Source organism: Kitasatospora sp. NPDC054795 (assembly GCF_053611565.1).
Window position 1 is genome coordinate 1 of record NZ_JBSHAP010000004.1, and the last position, 18,057, is coordinate 18,057.

An 18,057-nucleotide genomic window follows, 5' to 3' on the forward strand; every position below is an offset into this window, starting at 1 on the left:
GTGCCCGCGCCCGTGCCCGCGCCTGCCGTGCTGCCCGCGCCCGCCGTGCCGCCCGCCGTCCCGTCGGTGCTGCCCCCGCTGACCACGCCGCCGGTGACGGCCACGCCGCCGGCCGGGTCCGTCCGGGCCGCACTGCGCGAGCGCCGGTCCGCCGCGTACCGGGCGGCGACGGCCGGCGAGTCGGCGATGCTGCTGCAGACGCTCGCCCAGGAGTGCGTGACGGTGCTCGGCCGGAGCGACCGGGACACCCTGTGCACCTGGCGGGACTTCGCCTGGTACCTCAGCCGGACCGGGGACCTGAACGGCGCGGTCCGGCTGCTGACCGCCCTGGTGGACGACATGCGCGCGGCGCTCGGCGCGGTCGACCCGGACACCCTCGGCGCCCGCTACCACCTGGTCTGGTGCGTCGGCGAGAGCGGTGCGCCGGTCACCGCGATCCGGCTGATGAACGAGCTGCTGCCCGACCTGCACGCCGCCTGGGGCCCGTACGACCCGCGGGTCCTGAAGGCCCGGCACGACCTCGCGCTGCACCGGGCCAACCGGGGCGACCCGCAGGGCGCGGTGCTCCAGCTGCACGGGCTGCTGCCGGACCTCGCCCGGGTGCTGGGCGAGCACCACCCGAGCACCGTGCAGGCCTGGCGGGACCTGGCCGGCTACCAGCAGCAGCTGGCCCAGGCCGGCCGCAAGGGGCCGGGGCAGCGCCGCCGCACGCCGCGGATGAGCCCGATGGAGGCACTGGTGCTGGTGCGGCGGCTGCGGCTGTGGGACTTCGCCACCGACGAGGAGGCCCGGGCCTGCATGGACGCGCTGGACCGGGGGATCGGCCTGAAGGGCGTCGCGGACGTGGTGTTCGACGCACCGGACCACGTCTCGGACGAGGACCTGGTGGAGGAGATCTTCGGGGCCTGAGCGCCGTCGCCACGGCGCTCAGCCCGCCAGGGCCGGCGCCGGGAGGGCGGCCAGGGCGTGGAGCAGGGCGCGGGCGGCGGCGTCGTTCTGCCGGAAGCCCGGGGCGTTGGTGCGCGGGCGGGCGAAGGCGGCGGCCGCGCGCAGGCTGGTGTGCGGGCCGAGGGCGGTGCGGCGGGGGTGCGGGGCGCCGCCGAGGGCCGGGTCGAGCAGTCGGCTGTCCGCGGGGGTGATGGTGACCAGGCCGGAGCGGTGGGTGTAGTCGGGGTCGGTGATCACCTCCTCGACGATCCGTCCGGTGCGGTGCAGGTCGCGCAGCACCGGGTCCAGGGTGCGGGCCAGTGCGTGCTTGGGCAGGTACGCCTCGACCAGCGCCGTCGCGGTGACCCGGTGGCCGGGCACGGTGGCGCCGCCGGCCCGCCAGGTGCCGCTCGCCTCGTCCCGTTCGATCCGCACGTCCGCGCCGAGGAAGCGCACCACCCCGGCCTCGGAGAGGGCGAGCAGCTGGCGCAGCCGGAAGCCGGGCGGGCCGGAGGCGAGGAAGCCGAAGTAGCCGAAGAACCACCCGTCCACCTCCTCGGCGATCGAACGGGCGGTGAGTCGGCCGCTCGCCATCACCCGGGGGAGCTGGCCGAACAGCGAGAGCAGGCCGAGGAAGGCGCCGAGGTCGGCGCTGTGTGCCGGGTCGGCGCGGCGGTCGGCGTCGGCGGTGACGTACCCGCGCAGGTGTGCCTGGAGCTCCTCGTCGGTGCCGAGTTCGAGCCCGGCCAGTGGGTGGTCGAGCCGTTCGAAGTCGATCCGGTCGGCCGGGTCGGGGACGGCCTCGGCGATCAGGGCGGCGAGTTCGGGGCCGTACCAGTGGTGCCGGTCGTAGCGGCCGAGGAACTCCGGCCAGGGCAGGGCGGTGCGCCCGGGGTGGGCGTGGAACAGCTCGTGGTAGTGCCCGAAGGCGATCTCCTTGGCCATCAACGGCCAGAAGTCGCGCCGCAGTTCGAGCTGTCCGCCGGTGGTGAGCACGGTGTTCACGGCGGCCTCGTCGAAGTACCGGGGGAGCGGGGCGGGCGGCCCCTGGAGCCGGTAGCCGGTCTTGGAGTGGTACGGGACGCCGCGCCGGGAGCCGAGGTGGAGCACCGGCTCGCGGCCGGACGACAGGTAGCGCAGCGCGGGCCCGTCCCCGATCGGCTCGAAGCGGCCGCCGCGGCCCTCGGTGAGCAGTGTGACCAGGTCCACCGAGGCGAGCCCGAGGCCGCGCAGCACCACCTGCTCGCCGGGGGCGAGGGCGGCCAGTTCGGCGGTCACGTCGGCGGAGTGGGCGGGCGGGAGGTGGAAGCGGCCGTGCCGGGCGGCGAAGGCGGCGTCGGCGGCGAAGCGCGGGTGCGGGGCCGAGTCGAGGTGGCCGAGGGTGAGCACGACGTGGTCGGCGGTGAGCGTCCGGTCGGTGAGGTGGACGGCCTGCGGGCCGTCGGCCGGGCCCTCGATCCGCCGGACGGTGTCGCGGTGGACGGTGACCGCGATGTGCGCCGGCAGTTCGGCGACGGCGCGGCGGAACACCCAGTCCAGGTAGGCGCTCTGGGCCCGGCGGGTGGGGAAGTCCGCGGGCGCGAGGGTGCGCAGCTCGGCCCGGACGGCCGGGTCGGCGACCTCCCGGTAGGGCGCGAACTCCTCCTGCCGCGCGGCCCATTCGGCGAGCGAGGGGCCGGGGCGGACCGGCCCTTCGAGGGTGGAGCGCTCGTCGGTGAACATGGTGACGTCCTCGGCCATGGAGTTCATCCGCAGCAGCGGGGACTGGTCGTGGCGCCAGATCCGGCCCGCGCCCGGCGGGTACGGGTCGACCAGGTGGATCGCCAACGGGCGCTCCTCGGGCAGGAGTTCGGCCGCGTTGGCGGCGATCCGCTCCAGCAGTCCGGTGCCGCGCGGGCCGGCGCCGACGATGACCAGCGCCGTCATGCCCGCACCACCTTCACGAAGGCCGCGCGGGCCCGCTGCAGCGGGGTGGGCGGCAGGCCGTCGCGGGTGGCGCCCCGGGCGAAGTGCCGTTCCACGTAGTACTGGCCGACGGACAGCAGGGTGGTGACCACCAGGTACCAGATGGTGGCGACCATCAGCATCGGGATGACCCGGTACGACTGGAGGTAGACCAGCTGCACCGAGTAGAGCAGGTCGGAGACGGCCAGCACGCTGACGATGCTGGTGCCCTTGAGCGCGCCGATCAGCATGTTCCCGGCGGTCGGCACGATCGCCCGCATCGCCTGCGGCACCACGATCCGGCGCAGCACCCGCCACCGGCCGAGCCCGAGCGCGGACGCCGCCTCCAGCTGGCCGCGGTCGACGGACAGGATGCCGCCGCGGATCACCTCGGCGGCGTACGCGGTCTCCAGCAGGGTGAGGCCGATGACGGCGGTCAGGGTGGGGCCCATCAGGTTGACGGTCCTGACCGTGACGAACTCGGGGCCGAACGGGACGCCGAGGCCGAGGGTGGGGTAGAGCGCGCCGATGTTGAAGAAGAACAGCAGCTGCACCAGCGGCGGGGTGGAGCGGAACACCCAGATGTAGACCCAGCTCAGCGTGCGCAGCACCGGGTTGGCGGACAGCCGCATGGTGGCGAGGAGGGTGCCGAGCACGAAGCCGAGGGCGAGGGTGACGGCCGTCAGCCAGAGGGTCAGGGCGAGTCCGTCGAGCACCGACCGGGCGGTGAACCAGTCGGCGACCACGTTCCACTGGAAGGCCTTGTTGCGGATCACCGAGTTGACCGCCATCGCGGCCAGCAGCAGGGCGACGGCGGCGGCGGCCCACTGGCCGGGCTTGCGGCGGGCGACGATCCGGGCCTCGGCGGCGGGCGGCGCGGCGGGGCGGTCGAGTGCGGAGGGGGCGGGCAGGACGTCCTGCGGGGTGGCCATGGCGGCGGCTCCTGGGCGGAGTGCGGGCGGGGAGATGTACGGCGGTGGTCACGTACGGGGGCGCGGCCCGTGTCCCTCAACACGGCCGGCGCATGGCACTGCACTCCGCGCCGATCGTACGCATGCGCGATCGACGGCTGTCAAGGGTGATCGGGACGGCGGAGGGCCCGGCCGGGGCGCGTCGGAAAAGCGACAGGAGATCGCAACAGTGCGGCAATGATGGATGGTTGACGTACCGATCGGCCGACTGCTCAACTTGAGGCCATGTACGCCGAGCAGCCCCTGGTCAGCCGCGACCACATCGACTTCGGTCGGGTGTGGTCCGCGGCGTGTCGCGGCTGACCCGGCAGCGGGCCGTCCGTCCGGCCTGATCTCCCGGCGGGGAGCCCTCCCTCGGTTCGCCCCGTCGCGGCCCGGATCCGTCGTCGGTGACCGGCGACGCGTCAGGCCTTCGCTGCCGCCGTCGACTTCGCACTGCGCTCCGGCCCTTCCGCACTCCGGTCCTCCCGCACTCCGGCAGTCCCCTCCCGTCGCCGTTTCCACCGCCACGTCCACCGTCACGTGTTCGACGGCCGCCCCGCCGCGGCCGCCTCCGGCGCCCCCCGCCTCCGGCCGGGTGGCACCCCCTGCCCACCCGCAGCCCACCGGAGTCCCGCCCACCCGAAAGGTTCCGCCATGCCCGTCGAATTCCTCGGTATCGCCGCCACCGGCGACGGTTCGGAGACCACCGCCCGCACCACCGCCGCCTTCGACCGCGACTACACCCTGCGGCTGGCCCGGGCGCACGAGGACCACGGCTGGGACCGGGTGCTCTTCGCCTACGGGGCCGGCGCCCCGGAGCCGTCGGCCGCGGCGGCCTTCCTCGCCTCGCACCTGGAGCGCCTCCAGATCCTGCTGGCGCACCGGCCGAACGTCTCCTACCCGACCTTCGCGGCCAAGACCTTCGCGACCCTCGACCGGATCAGCGACGGCCGGCTGACCGTGCACTTCATCACCGGCGGCAACGACCACGAGCAGCAGCGCGAGGGCGACTTCCTGACCAAGGACCAGCGCTACGAGCGCACCCGGGAGTACATCGGCATCGTCAAGAAGGCCTGGACCAGCCGGGAGCCCTTCGACCACGAGGGCCCGTACTACCGCTTCGACGACTTCGTCTCGGACGTCTTCCCCGTGCAGCAGCCGCGCCCGGGGGTCTCCTTCGGCGGCTCCTCCGACGCGGCCTACGCGGCCGGCGGCGCCGAGGCGGACGTCTACTGCCTCTGGGGCGAGCCGCTGGCCCGCACCGCCGAGCAGATCGAGCGGGTGAAGGAGGCGGCCCGGGCCGCCGGGCGCACCGACGTGCCGCGGATCCAGGTGGCGTTCCGGCCGATCATCGCGCCGACCGAGGAGCTGGCCTGGGAGAAGGCGCACCGGACGGTGGCCGCGATCCGGGACCGTCGGGGAACCGACCGGGCGGGGACGAACCCGGCGACCGGGACGCGCGAGGCCGGGACGCGCGAGATCGCGGCACCCGAGAACGTCGGCTCCCAGCGGCTGATCGAGATCGCCGAGGCCGGCGAGCGCTACGACCGCGCCCTGTGGACCCCGACCGCCGCGGCCACCGGCGGGGCGGGCAACTCCAACGCGCTGGTCGGCACCCCGGAGACGGTCGCCCAGGCGCTGCTCGACTACTACGACCTCGGCGTGGACATCCTCTCCGCGCGCGGCTACCACCTGCTGGACGACGCGATCGACTTCGGCCGGTACGTCATCCCGATCGTCCGCGAGGAGGTCGCCAAGCGGGACGCCGCCAGGGCCGCCAAGGCCGAGCGGGCCGAGCGGGCCGAGCGCGACCGTCACCAGCTGATCGCGGTGCAGGCGTGAGCGCGGGCGCGGGCCCGGCCGACGGGTGGGAGTTCCGCAGGGCCGTGATCGACGATCCGCTGGTCGAGCCGCTGCTGCGCGAGCTCACCCACGAGTACGTCACCCGGTACGGCCCCGAGGCGCACCAGGAGATGGCCCGCTACCCGGCCGGGGACTTCGCCGAGCCGCACGGCGTGCTGCTGCTCCTGCTGGAGGACGGCGAACCGGTGGCCGGCGGCGCGTACAAGCGCTACGACGACCGCACCGCCGAGGTGAAGCGGATGTGGACGCACTCCGCGCACCGGCGCCGGGGCCTGGCCCGCCGGGTGCTGGCCGAGCTGGAGCGGACGGCGGCCGCGGCCGGCTACACCCGCTTCCACCTCACCACCGGCCCGCGCCAGCCCGAGGCCAGGAACCTCTACCTGGCGGCCGGCTACACCCCGCTGTTCGACGTCTGCGCCGACCCCATGACCATCGGGCCGCTTCCCTTCGAGAAGCACCTGCCCGTTCTGACCACGACCTCCTGAAAGGCCGCCTCGTGAGAACCACCACCGTCCGCCGCCGCCTGCTCGCGACCGCCGTCCTGCTGCCGGTCCTGGCCCTGGCCGCCTGCGGCTCGGACCCGAAGATCGCGGGCGCGGCGGCGGGCGGTCCGGCCGCCACCGCCACCGAGGACCTCGTCTCCGGCCTCAGGACCTCGGAGTCCGCCGCCGCGCTGCTGCCCGAGGAGGTCCGCAGGGCCGGCACGCTGAAGTTCGGCTCGGCCTTCGGCGCGCCGCCCAGCGCGTTCTACACCGACCAGGCCGACAGGAAGCCGGCCGGGATCGACGTGGACTTCACCGACGCGGTGGCCAGGCTGCTCGGCCTGACCGTGCAGCGCGAGCAGGCCGCCTTCGAGACCATCCTGCCCGCCCTGGACAGCGGGAAGTACGACGTCGGCACCGGCAACTTCGGGGTCACCGCGGCCCGGCTGAGGACCATCGACTTCGTCACCTACATCGACGACGGCCAGGGCTTCGCGGTGAAGAAGGACAACACCGCGGTCCAGCCGGTCACCGACCTGGTCCAGCTGTGCGGACTGACCATCGGCACCGGCGCCGGCACCACCTTCGAGACCACCCTCAACAGCCGGAAGAACGTCTGCGCCGACGCCGGGAAGAAGCCGTACGAGGTCAAGGCGTTCGGCGAGAGCGGAGCCCTGCTGACCAGCCTCCAGCAGGGCCGGGTGGACATCGAGATGTCCACCATCAACGGCCTGCGCCACCAGGCCGCGCAGGAGGCCTCCGGGACCCGCTTCCTCAACGAGTTCCACCGCCTCGACGTCGGCTTCGCCCTGAAGAAGGGTTCGAAGCTCGCCCCGGCCCTCCAGGCGGCGGTCAACCAGCTGATCAAGGACGGGACGTACGAGCGGATCCTGCGCAAGTGGGGGGTCGCCGAGTCGGCGATCGAGGAATCGCGGATCAGCCCGCCCGAGCACGCCTGAGCGCCGGCCACCGAGGAGACCTCCGATGACCGTCACCACCGTCACCACCGTCACCACCGGGACCCGGCCGGCCCCGCCCCCGGCCGCCCCCGACCTCGACCTCGACGCACTGGCCGGCCTGCGGACCGTGCCCGCCCGCCACCCCTGGCGCTGGGCCGCCGGGATCGCCGCGCTGGTCGTGCTCGCCCAGTTCGCCCACGGCCTGGCCACCAACCCCGGCTGGGACTGGGCCACGTTCCGGCTCTACTTCACCGCCGACACCATCCTCCGGGCGATCGGACGGACCCTCGAACTCACCGCCTACGGCACGGTGCTGGGCTTCGTGCTGGGCACCGCGGTGGCCGCGATGCGGCTGTCCCGCAGCGCGATCCTGCGCTCCATCGCCTGGGCCTACGTGTGGGTGTTCCGCTCGATCCCGCTGATCGTCCAATTGGTGTTCTGGTTCAACCTCTCCTACCTGTACAAGCGGTTCGGGATCGGCATCCCGTTCGGCCCGACCTTCGGCGAGGTCGAGACGGTCGGGGTGCTCGGCGCGCTCGGCGCGGCGGTGCTCGGCCTGGGGCTGCACCAGGCCGCGTTCGCCGCCGAGATCATCCGCGGCGGCATCATCGCGGTGGACGCCGGCCAGCGGGAGGCCGCCGCCGCGCTCGGCATCCCGCGCTGGCGGCAGGGTTGGCGGATCGTGCTGCCGCAGGCGATGCGCGGCATCCTCCCGGCCGCCGCCAACGAGGTGATCTCCCTGCTCAAGGGCACCTCGGTGGTCTACGTGATGGCGATCGGCGAACTCTTCTACCAGGCCCAGGTGGTCTACGGCCGAACCGGCCGGGTGGTGCCGCTGCTGATGGTCGCCACCGTCTGGTACGTGCTGCTGACCACCGCCCTCTCGATCGGCCAGTACTACGTCGAGCGCCACTTCGCCCGCGGCGCCGAGCGCACCCCGCCGCCCACCCCGTGGCAGCGCGTCCGGGCCCTCGCCCGGAGCCTGCCGGACCGCACCCGGCCCGCCGCCCCTATCCCCGGAGGACAGTCGTGACCACGCTGACGAAGCCCGATCCGAACCCTCCCGGCCCGGCCCCGGCCGCCCCGATGGTGCGGGTCCGCGGCCTGCACAAGAGCTTCGGCCGGCTGGAGGTGCTGCGCGGGGTCGACCTGGACGTCCCGGCCGGCTCGGTGACCGTGGTGCTCGGCCCGTCCGGCTCCGGCAAGTCCACCCTGCTGCGGGCGATCAACCACCTGGAGAAGCTGGACCGCGGCCACGTCGCCATCGACGGCGAGCTGATCGGCTACCGCCGCTCCGGCGACCGGCTGTACGAGCTCAAGGAGCGCGAGGTGCTGCGCCAGCGCACCGGCATCGGCTTCGTGTTCCAGAACTTCAACCTGTTCCCGCACCTCACCGTGCTGGAGAACCTGGTCGAGGCGCCGGTCGCCGCGCTGCGCCGCCCGAAGGCCGGGGCCAGGGCGGCGGCGCTGGCGCTGCTGGAGCGGGTCGGGCTGGCCGACAAGGCCGCCGCCTACCCCCGGCAGCTGTCCGGCGGGCAGCAGCAGCGGGTGGCGATCGCCCGGGCGCTGGCGCTGGAGCCCAAGGTGCTGCTGTTCGACGAGCCCACCTCGGCGCTGGACCCGGAGCTGGTCGGCGAGGTGCTGGACGTCATCAAGGACCTCGCCCGCAGCGGCACCACGATGATCGTGGTCACCCACGAGATCGGCTTCGCCCGCGAGGTCGCCGACACCGTGGTCTTCATGGACGGCGGCGTGGTGGTCGAGCAGGGCCCGCCCGCCGAGGTCCTGGACCGGCCGCGGCACGAGCGCACCCGGGCCTTCCTGGCCAAGGTCCTCTGACCCTCCATACCCTCCACCCCCCTTCACCGAGCAGGAGTTCCGCCATGTCCCTACCCCGTCGCGCCCTCGTGACCGCCGCCGGCGCGCTCGCCGCCGCCCTCGCCCTGGCCGGCTGCGGCGGCTCCGCCACGGGCGCGTCGGCGGAACTCGCCCCGGCCAGGGGCAGCACCGCGCCGGACGGCACGGTGGTGAACCTCTCGCCGGACCAGAACCGGGTCACCACGCCCAAAGTCGACGCGATCGCCGCGCTGGTCCCGGAGGAGATCAGGAAGAAGGGGACGCTGACCGTCGTCGACTCGATCGGCACCACCCCGCCGCTGGACTTCTACGCCGACGACGACAGGACGATCATCGGCGTCGAGCCGGACCTCGCCTCCCTGATCGGCAACGTGCTGGGCCTCAAGGTCGAGTTCAACCCGGTCTCCTGGGAGAACATCTTCGTCGGTCTGGACAGCGGCAAGTACGACGTCGGCGTCTCCAACATCACCGTCACCGAGGCGCGCAAGGAGAAGTACGACTTCGCCACCTACCGGCTGGACGTCCTGGGCTTCGAGGCGAAGAAGGGCGGCGGCCTCAAGGTCACCGGCCCCAAGGACCTCGCGGGCAGGGCGGTCGGCGTCGCCACCGGCACCAACCAGGAGAAGCTGCTGGTCTCCTGGAGCGAGGAGAACGTCAGGAACGGGCTCAAGCCGATCGACATCAAGTACTTCCAGGGCACCGAGTACTACCTGGCGCTCGCCTCCGGCCGGATCGAGGTCTACACCGGCCCCAACCCCAGCCTGGCCTTCCACGCCGTGCGGACCGGCGAGACCGAGGTCGTCGGCACCTACTCGGGCGGCGGCGCGGACGTCCTCGGCAAGATCGCGGCGACCACCCGGAAGGACAACGGGCTGGTCAAGGCGCTGAACGGGGCGATCGACGAACTGATCCGCAACGGCACGTACGGGCAGGTGCTCAAGCGCTGGGGCCTGGACAACGAGGCCGTGCCGAACTCGGAGATCAACCCGCCCGGGCTGCCCCGGCCCAAGCCGTAGGAGGGCGGCCCGGGGACGTTCACCCGTTCGTTCCCGCCCGCCGCTATGGTGACCCCTCCCGACGGCGAATGCCGGGCGGGCGCGGTCGAGTTGGGGGAGGGCATGGAGAAGGGCGAGGTGCTCGGCGGTCGCTTCCGGCTGGAGCAGAAGCTGGGCAGGGGCGGGTTCGGCGTGGTCTGGCGGGCCACCGACACGACTATCGACCGGGAGGTCGCGGTCAAGGTGCTGCTCGCCGAGCACGCCACCGACCGGGAGGCGGTCAGCCGGTTCGTCCGCGAGGCCCGGACGGCCGGCGGCCTCAACAATCCGCACATCGTGACCGTGTACGACTACGGGTGGACGGAGACCGGCTCCGGGAAGATCCCGTACCTGGTGATGGAGCTGGTCCGAGGCCGGGCGCTGTCCGAGGTGCTCAAGGACGGCCGGCCGGACCACAAGCAGGCGCTGCGCTGGATGCGGCACGTGTGCAAGGCGCTGGACGCCGCGCACCGCTCGGGGATCGTCCACCGGGACATCAAGCCCGAGAACGTGATGATCGCGCAGGACGGGGAGCGGGCCAAGGTCCTGGACTTCGGCATCGCCCGACTGGTCACCCAGACCGTCCGGCTCACCTCCACCGGCAACGTGGTCGGCACCGTCCCGTACCTGGCGCCCGAGTGCTGGTCCGGCGGCGTGGTGGACGGCCGGGCCGACCTCTACGCGCTCGGCATCATGCTGTACGAGGTCTGCACCGGCGCGCGCCCGTTCCGCGCCGCCTCGGCCGCCGAGTACATGTACCGGCACCTGGAGGAGGTCCCGTTCCGGGTCCGCAGCAAGGACCCCGCGCTGGGCGCGCTGATCGCCGAACTGCTCGCCAAGCGGCCCGAGCAGCGGCCCGCCGGAGCCGCCGAGGTGCTGGAGCGGCTGCGCGTCGTCCGGCCCGGGATGCTGCGCCCGGACGACCCCAGCCCGGAGCAGCTGCGCCGGCGGGCCGACCGGGCCTGGCGGCACGGCGAGGCCGGCGAGTCGGCGGAGGCGGTCGAGATCCTCACCGCGCTCGTGCCCGACTTCGCCCGGATCTGCGGACCGGACGACCCGCGCACCCTGCGCACCTGCCACGACCTGGCCCTCTGGCTGGCCCGGGACGGCAGCCCGGGTGCCGCCGTCGCGCTGCTGGACGAGCTGGCCCAGGTGCCCGGCGCCACCCCGGAGGCCCGGGCGGACGCGCGGCGCGACCTCGCGCACTGGCAGCGGGAGGCCGTCCGGCTCGGCGCGGGCCGGGCGCGGGCGCTGAGCCTGGGGGTGCTGCTCGGCGGCGCGCAGGGCGACTGAGGCGTCCCGCGCGGCCCGGAGTCACCGTCGGCCCGCACTGCCCGCCCGCTCCGCCGGCCCGCACCGCCGGCCCGTGGGCCTGACGCCCGTCGGGTGTCAACCGTGCGGGCCGCCGAGCCCGGCCCGCGGCCCGGGCGGGAACCGGGAGGATTTCGCCCATCGGGACGGTCTGGTCCGCGACCCGGACGCGTTGGTATACCTCGTTGCCGGACACGGGAGCGGCGTCCGCGCCGCCCCGGTGAGCTGCGACGAAAGGCTGGTGACGGATCGATGAAGCTCCTGCGCGTCGGACCCGCGGGCGCCGAGCGCCCGGTCGTCCTGGGCGAGGACGGCACCGCGTACGACCTCTCGGGGCGGGCCCGCGACCTCGACGGGGCCTTCCTGGCCGGGCTGGACCCGGCCGCGCTGGCCCGGGAGGCGGCCTCCGGCCTCCTGCCGGTGGTGGACCTCGACGGTCTGCGGGTGGGCGCACCGGTGGCCCGGCCGGGCAAGGTGGTCGGCATCGGGCTCAACTACCGCGACCACGCGGCCGAGGCCGGGGCCGCGATCCCGGCCGAGCCGGTGATCTTCCTCAAGCCGAGCTCCACCGTGGTCGGCCCGTACGACGAGGTGCTGGTGCCGCGCGGCGGCGAGAAGACCGACTACGAGGCCGAACTGGCCGTCGTGATCGGCCGCACCGCCCGCTACCTGGACTCGCACGCCGAGGCGGCCGGGGTGATCGCCGGCTACACGATCGCCAACGATGTCACCGAGCGGGCCTTCCAGTTCGAGCGCGGCGGCCAGTGGGACAAGGGCAAGTCGGCGGAGACCTTCACCCCGCTCGGGCCCTGGCTGGTCACCGCCGACGAGGTGGCCGACCCGCAGGCGCTGACCCTGCGGCTCTGGGTCAACGGCGAGCAGCGGCAGCACGGCAGCACCGCGGAGATGGTCTTCCCGGTGCTCGAACTGGTCCGCTACGCGAGCCGGTTCATGGTGCTGGAGCCCGGCGACGTGATCATCACCGGCACCCCGGCCGGGGTCACCCTGGGCCGACCCGGCACGCCGTTCCTCGCCCCGGGCGACGTGGTCGAGATCGAGATCGACGGGCTCGGCCGCCAGCGCCAGGTGCTCGGCAAGGCGTAACAGCCGAGGCCGCCCGACCCTTGGCACGGGGGTCGGGAGGGCCGCCACGACCCGCGGCCGCGAAGTCGTGCGGCCCTGAAGCCGTGCGGCCCCGGAGCGGAGCGGGCGGCCGGCCCCGGAATCGCGAGCTACGAAGCGCCGCCCAGGACCGCCCGCAGCCGCTCCGCCCGCTGCGGCCGCGGCCCCTCCAGCGCGAGCACCCCCGCCAGCACCTCGGCCGTCTGCGGGTCGTGCAGCGCCGTCGCCGCGGCCATCGCGGTGAACTGGTCCACCAGCCAGTCGCGCAGCTCCGTCACCGGCAGCGCGCGCCCCTCGTCCAGCCAGCTCAGCGACGCGCCCTCGACCACCGCGATCCACGAGCGCACCAGCAGCTTCAGCCGCGGCCCGGCCTCCCGCACGCCCAGGTGCCGCAGCGTGCGCCGCAGCGCCGCCCGCCGGACGTCGTCCACGATGGCCGAGGTGCGGGCCGTCTCCACCACCGAACCGCCGCGCAGCAGCGCCGAGTAGCCCGCGTCGTGCTCGGCCACGAAGGCGAAGTAGCCGTCCAGCACCGCCGACAGCTGCTCGGACGGCGTCCCGCGGACCGGTACGGCGAAGCGGCTGGTCAGCTCGTCCGCCGCGGTGCGCAGCGCGGCCTCGTACAACTGCTGCTTGCCGCCCGCGAAGTAGCGGTACACCAGCGGGCGGGAGGCCCCGGCGGCCTCGGCGACGTCGTCCAGGCTCACCTCCTCGGGCGGCCGGGAGGCGAACAGCTCCAGGGCGACCGTGATCAGCTGCTCGCGCCGCTGCTGGACCGGCAGCCGTCGGTAGCCGGTGCGGCGCGGACGCGGCTCGGACGCGGCCGGGACGGGCGCCTGACCTGCGGAGGTGGGGCTGGCTTCCATGGCGGCCAAGCGTAATGGGCGCCGGGCCGATCCGGTCCTGTCGCGCCGAACGGACTTTCGCAGGCGAACCCCACTCGCAAAGGGGTTGCAAAGCGGCCGCGCCACGAAATGATGTCGGAATGCGTGAAGAACTGATCACCGCCGACGGCGCCACCCCTCGCCGCATCGCCGACGACCACGTCCGCGAACTGGCCGAGCTCGACCCGCTGACCGCGGTGTACCTCGGCCTCAACCTCGATGACGACCGGCTGCCCGACCTCTCCCCGGCCGGCCCCGAGGCCCTGGCCGACCTCGCCCGCCGCACCCTGGCGAAGCTCGACGAGGCCGAGCGGGCCGGCGCGGCCGAGGACGAGGCCGAGCGCCGCTGCGCCCGGCTGCTGCGCGAGCGGCTGTCCGCCGAACTCGCCGTCCACGAGGCCGGGGAGGGTTTCCGCTCGCTGCGCAACCTCGGCTCCCCGGTGCACGACCTGCGGGAGTCCTTCACCCTGATGGGGACCGACACCGAGGCCGAGTGGCAGGTGGTCGGCCGCCGCATGGCGAGGATCCCGGTGGCGTTCGAGCAGTACCGGCGGACGCTGGCCGAGGGCGTCGAGCGCGGCCTGCTGTCCGGCCCGCGCCAGGTGACCACGGTGCTCGGGCAGTTCGCCGAGTGGCTGGGCGAGGACACGCCCGCGGACGAGCGGGTGCCCGGTGCCTGGTTCGGACAGTTCGTCCAGGGGGCGCCGGAGGCCCTGCACCCCGAGCTGTCGAAGCACGCGGTGGCCGCCGCCGAGGCGCTGGCCGAGCTGCGCGACTGGCTGCGCGACGTGTACGGCCCGGCCGCCGCCGGTGCTCCGGACACCGCGGGCCGGGAGCGCTACGTCCGCTGGGTGCGCTACTGGACCGGTGCCGACCTGGACCTGGACGAGGCCTACGCCTGGGCGTGGAGCGAGTTCCACGACCTGCTGGCGCAGATGGAGGTCGAGGCCGAGAAGGTCCTGCCGGGCGCGGGCCCGCTGGCGGCGATGCAGTGGCTGGAGTCCGACGGCCCGGCCATCGAGGGCGCCGAGACCACCCGGGAGTACCTCCAGGGCCTGATGGACCAGGCCGTCCGGGACCTCCAGGGCACCCACTTCGACCTGGCCGAGCCGGTCACCCGGGTCGAGTCGAGGATCGCCCCGGCCGGCAGCGCCGCCGCGCCGTACTACACCGCGCCCTCGCTGGACTTCAGCCGCCCCGGGCGGACCTGGCTGCCGCTGGTCGGCCGGGACCGCTTCCCGGTCTGGGACCTGGTCTCCACCTGGTACCACGAGGGCGTGCCGGGCCACCACCTCCAGCTCGCGCAGTGGAACTACGTCGCCGACCGGCTCTCCACCTACCAGGTGAGCCTCGGCGGGGTGAGCGCCAACCTGGAGGGCTGGGCGCTGTACGCCGAGCGCCTGATGGACGAGCTCGGCTACCTCACCGACCCGGGCCACCGCCTGGGCTACCTCAACGCGCAGATGATGCGCGCGCTGCGGGTGATCGTCGACATCGGCATGCACGTGGGCCTGGACTTCCCGGCGGACTCCCCGTACAAGCCGGGCGAGCCGGTCGCCCCGGAGGACGCCCGGGAGTTCTTCGGCCTGTACTGCGGCCTGTCCGCCGAGTTCCTGGACAGCGAGCTGGTCCGCTACCTGGGCCTGCCCGGCCAGGCGATCGGCTACAAGCTCGGCGAGCGCGCCTGGCTGCGCGGACGGGCGGCGGCGAAGGCGGCGCACGAGGCGCGCGGCGAGGAGTTCGACCTCAAGGCCTGGCACATGGCGGCGCTCTCGCAGGGCTCGCTGGGTCTGGACGACCTGGTCGAGGAGCTCTCGGCGCTCTGACGGCCGTGTTCCGTCGAGCGCGCGTCGGGCACGGCGCGGCGCCGGCGGTGGCCGCGGGGCCGGGAACCAGGCCCCCGGGACTCGGTCCGGAGTCCCGGGGGCCTGGTCCTTTTGTCCCCTGAGTCCGATTTGGTGAGGTTTTTCCTTGCCATTCGTCCGGAGCGGAGTTTGGCTGGAAGGCGACTGCGTGACCTCTCCGCCCCACTCCGGAAGGCTCGATCAGTGACTGCGCAAACCGTCACCGGTCATGAGGACGCGGACCGCCGCCGCTGGTGGGCGCTGGCCGTCATCGCCACGGCCCAGCTCATGATCGTGCTCGACATCACCATCGTGAACATCGCACTGCCGTCCGCCCAGCGGGACCTGGGCATCTCGGACGCCGACCGGCAGTGGGTGATCACCGCCTACACGCTCGCCTTCGGCGGTCTGCTGCTGCTCGGCGGCCGGCTGGGCGACCTCTTCGGCCGCAAGCGCGTCTTCACCGTCGGCCTGCTGGGCTTCGCCCTCGCCTCCGCCCTCGGCGGTGCGGCGGTCGGCCCGGCCATGCTCTTCGGCGCCCGTGCCCTCCAGGGGGCGTTCGGCGCCCTGCTCGCGCCCTCCGCGCTGGGGCTGCTCTCCACCACCTTCTCCGATCCGCGGGAACGCAGTACGGCCTTCGGCATCTTCGGTGCGATCGCCGCCGGCGGCTCCGCGATCGGCTTCATCGCCGGCGGGCTGCTGACCGAGTACCTGAACTGGCGCTGGTGCCTGTTCGTCAACGTGCCGATCGCCGTCGTCACCGCCATCGCGGCGTTCAACGTGCTGAAGCGCGACCACGTCGGGAAGGGCCGCCGGACGCCGCTGGACCTGCCCGGGGCGCTGCTCGGCTGCGGCGGCCTGCTGGCGATCGTCTACGGCACCTCCGAGGCCGTGAGCCGCGGCTGGGGCGACGGCCTGGTGACCGGCTCGCTGGTCCTGGGCGTGGCGCTGCTCGCGGCGTTCGTGCTGGTCGAACGGCGTACCGCGCACCCGCTGCTGCCGCTGCACATCGTCGCGGACCGCAACCGCGGTGGCGGCGCGCTCTCGGTGGGCCTGGCGATGGTCGGCATGTTCGGCCTGTTCCTGTTCCTGACCTACTACCTGCAGGCCATCAAGCACTTCTCGCCGATCATGTCCGGCCTGTCCTTCCTGCCCATGACGGCCGCCATCGTGCTGAGTTCGACGGGCGTCGCGGCCCGGATGATGACCAGGGTGCCGTCCCGGAACCTGATCGGCCCGGGGCTGCTGCTCGCCGCGGCCGGGATGGCCTGGCTGACCCAGATGCGGGTGGACAGCCCGTGGGCCGGCATGGTGCTGCCCGCCGAGCTGCTGCTCGGCTTCGGCATGGGCCTGGTGTTCATGCCGGCGATGAGCCTGGCCACCCTCGGGGTCGCCCCGAACGAGACCGGCGCGGCCTCGGCCACCATCAACTCGGCCCAGCAGGTGGGCGGCTCGGTCGGCACGGCGCTGCTGAACACGATCGCCGCGAGTGCCACCGCGAGCTTCCTGGCCACCCGGATCGCCTCCGGCCCGGCGGTGCGGGCCGAGGGCGCGGTGCACGGCTACGTGATCGCGACCTGGGTGGCGATGGGCGTCCTGCTGGCGGCCGCGCTGGTCGCGGTGCTGATGATCAACCACCGGCCGGCGCCCGGTGAGGCCACCACCGTCGAGGGCGGCGCCTCCGCGGCGCGGGCGCAGGCTGCGGCCGTACCGGCCGTGGACGGCCGTCCGACGGACCTGCGGGCGGCGGCCGCGGCCGATGTCGGGGCCAACGTCCGCCCCGCGAGCGAGGAGCGGGCGGAGGCCGGGGCGGAGACCGGAGCGGAGCGGCCGTCGAGCGACTGAAAGTTGCAGCAAAGTCTTGCAGTCAACCTCCGGCGCCTGCTTGACTCCTGGCCACCGTCCAGGGATCAAGGAGGCGCCGCCGTGCTGTCCGAGAACGTGCCGCCCGAGAACGTGCCGTCCGGGGCCGCGCAGCCCGAGTTCGACCTGCTCGTCGTCGGCGGCGCCGGCGTGGACACCATCGTCCGGGTCGAGCGGCTGGAAGTTCCGCCCGGCGACTCGCAGCTCGTCGAACCGGTGCGGGACTACGTCGGCCACACCGGCAACGGCGTCGCCCTCGGCGCCCACCACCTCGGCCTGCGCACCGCGTTCATCGACTTCCTCGGCGACGACGCCCAGGGCGACCTGATCCGCGCCCACTACGCGCGCCACGGCCTGCACTTCGCGCACCTGGTGAGCCCGCACGGCACCCCGCGCGGGATCAACCTGGTGGACGCGGCCGGCCGCCGGTTCTCCTTCTTCGACGCCCGCCACCCCGCCGACCTGCGGCTGCCGCGCGACCTCTACCTGCCGTACGCCGAGCGCAGCCGGCACGTCCACCTGTCCATCACCGGCGTCAACCGGGACATGTACGGCGACCTCCACCGCCTCGGCCGCACCACCTCCACCGACCTGCACGACTGGGACGGCGTCGACCCGTACCACCGTGCGTACGCGCTCGGCTCCGACCTGGTCTTCCTCTCCGCGGCCGGCTGCCCCGGCCGGCACGAGGAGGTGATGCGCGCGATCCTCGCCGAGGGGCGCGCACGGGTGGTCGTCGCCACCGCCGGTGCCGAGGGCTGCCACCTGCTCACCCGGGACGACCCCGCGCCGCGCCACCTGCCGGCCGTCGACCCGGGCCGCCCGGTGGTGGACAGCAACGGCGCCGGGGACGCCTTCGTGTCGGGCTTCCTGTACGCCTGGTTCCAGGGCCGTTCGCCGCTGGACTGCGCCCGGGCCGGTACGGTGGCCGGGGCCTTCGCCTGCACCGCCGCCGGGACGCACACCGCCTTCGTCGGAGCCGCCGAACTGGATGCGGTGCTCGCCGGCCGGTGA

14 protein-coding genes and 1 pseudogene are annotated in these 18,057 nt (G+C 74.1%); 12 read left to right on the forward strand and 3 right to left on the reverse strand.

Annotated elements, in window-relative coordinates; translation table 11 throughout:
* A pseudogene (locus ACWGJO_RS02250) lies at nt 1–909 on the forward strand (hypothetical protein); the annotation flags it as partial.
* Nucleotides 910–927: 18 nt separating this feature from the next.
* On the opposite strand, the gene ACWGJO_RS02255 reads toward ACWGJO_RS02250, so the two are convergent.
* On the reverse strand, nt 928–2,853 hold the full coding sequence (locus ACWGJO_RS02255) for an FAD/NAD(P)-binding protein (protein ID WP_452181746.1): 1,926 nt from the start codon (nt 2,851–2,853) through the stop codon (nt 928–930).
* Nucleotides 2,850–3,803: an amino acid ABC transporter permease gene (locus tag ACWGJO_RS02260; RefSeq protein WP_452181747.1), complete on the reverse strand. Its 954-nt coding sequence runs from the start codon at nt 3,801–3,803 to the stop codon at nt 2,850–2,852. The genes ACWGJO_RS02255 and ACWGJO_RS02260 overlap by 4 nt, the downstream gene beginning before the upstream one ends.
* 675 nt (nt 3,804–4,478) lie before the next feature.
* On the opposite strand from ACWGJO_RS02260, the gene ACWGJO_RS02265 reads away from it, so the two are divergent.
* The 8 genes from ACWGJO_RS02265 to ACWGJO_RS02300 all read left to right on the forward strand — a co-directional run bounded on the left by ACWGJO_RS02265 (nt 4,479) and on the right by ACWGJO_RS02300 (nt 12,434).
* Nucleotides 4,479–5,666, forward strand: a complete 1,188-nt coding sequence (locus ACWGJO_RS02265; protein WP_452181748.1) for an LLM class flavin-dependent oxidoreductase — start codon at nt 4,479–4,481, stop codon at nt 5,664–5,666.
* Nucleotides 5,663–6,172, forward strand: a complete 510-nt coding sequence (locus ACWGJO_RS02270) for a GNAT family N-acetyltransferase (RefSeq protein ID WP_452181749.1) — start codon at nt 5,663–5,665, stop codon at nt 6,170–6,172. The genes ACWGJO_RS02265 and ACWGJO_RS02270 overlap by 4 nt, the downstream gene beginning before the upstream one ends.
* An 11-nt stretch (nt 6,173–6,183) precedes the next feature.
* The gene (locus tag ACWGJO_RS02275) at nt 6,184–7,128 is read left to right on the forward strand and encodes an ABC transporter substrate-binding protein (protein WP_359900004.1); all 945 of its coding nucleotides are present in this window, start codon (nt 6,184–6,186) and stop codon (nt 7,126–7,128) included.
* A gap of 25 nt (nt 7,129–7,153) precedes the next feature.
* Nucleotides 7,154–8,161, forward strand: a complete 1,008-nt coding sequence (locus ACWGJO_RS02280) for an amino acid ABC transporter permease (RefSeq protein ID WP_452181750.1) — start codon at nt 7,154–7,156, stop codon at nt 8,159–8,161.
* A 53-nt stretch (nt 8,162–8,214) separates the two neighbouring features.
* The gene (locus ACWGJO_RS02285) at nt 8,215–8,967 is read left to right on the forward strand and encodes an amino acid ABC transporter ATP-binding protein (RefSeq protein WP_359900028.1); all 753 of its coding nucleotides are present in this window, start codon (nt 8,215–8,217) and stop codon (nt 8,965–8,967) included.
* A gap of 44 nt (nt 8,968–9,011) precedes the next feature.
* Nucleotides 9,012–10,001: an ABC transporter substrate-binding protein gene (locus tag ACWGJO_RS02290; protein ID WP_452181751.1), complete on the forward strand. Its 990-nt coding sequence runs from the start codon at nt 9,012–9,014 to the stop codon at nt 9,999–10,001.
* A 45-nt stretch (nt 10,002–10,046) separates the two neighbouring features.
* Complete coding sequence (locus ACWGJO_RS02295; protein ID WP_452181752.1) at nt 10,047–11,312, forward strand: protein kinase domain-containing protein; 1,266 nt, start codon at nt 10,047–10,049, stop codon at nt 11,310–11,312.
* Nucleotides 11,313–11,582: 270 nt separating this feature from the next.
* Complete coding sequence (locus ACWGJO_RS02300) at nt 11,583–12,434, forward strand: fumarylacetoacetate hydrolase family protein (RefSeq protein WP_359899997.1); 852 nt, start codon at nt 11,583–11,585, stop codon at nt 12,432–12,434.
* Nucleotides 12,435–12,562: 128 nt separating this feature from the next.
* Here the strand turns inward: ACWGJO_RS02300 and ACWGJO_RS02305 are convergent, their stop codons facing one another.
* Nucleotides 12,563–13,318: a TetR/AcrR family transcriptional regulator gene (locus tag ACWGJO_RS02305; protein WP_452181753.1), complete on the reverse strand. Its 756-nt coding sequence runs from the start codon at nt 13,316–13,318 to the stop codon at nt 12,563–12,565.
* Nucleotides 13,319–13,437: 119 nt separating this feature from the next.
* On the opposite strand from ACWGJO_RS02305, the gene ACWGJO_RS02310 reads away from it, so the two are divergent.
* The 3 genes from ACWGJO_RS02310 (at nt 13,438) to ACWGJO_RS02320 (ending at nt 18,057) form a co-directional block, all read left to right on the forward strand.
* Nucleotides 13,438–15,162, forward strand: a complete 1,725-nt coding sequence (locus ACWGJO_RS02310; protein WP_452181754.1) for a DUF885 domain-containing protein — start codon at nt 13,438–13,440, stop codon at nt 15,160–15,162.
* Nucleotides 15,163–15,384: 222 nt separating this feature from the next.
* Nucleotides 15,385–17,025: an MFS transporter gene (locus tag ACWGJO_RS02315; protein WP_452181755.1), complete on the forward strand. Its 1,641-nt coding sequence runs from the start codon at nt 15,385–15,387 to the stop codon at nt 17,023–17,025.
* 81 nt (nt 17,026–17,106) lie between these two features.
* On the forward strand, nt 17,107–18,057 hold the full coding sequence (locus tag ACWGJO_RS02320; RefSeq protein ID WP_452181756.1) for a carbohydrate kinase family protein: 951 nt from the start codon (nt 17,107–17,109) through the stop codon (nt 18,055–18,057).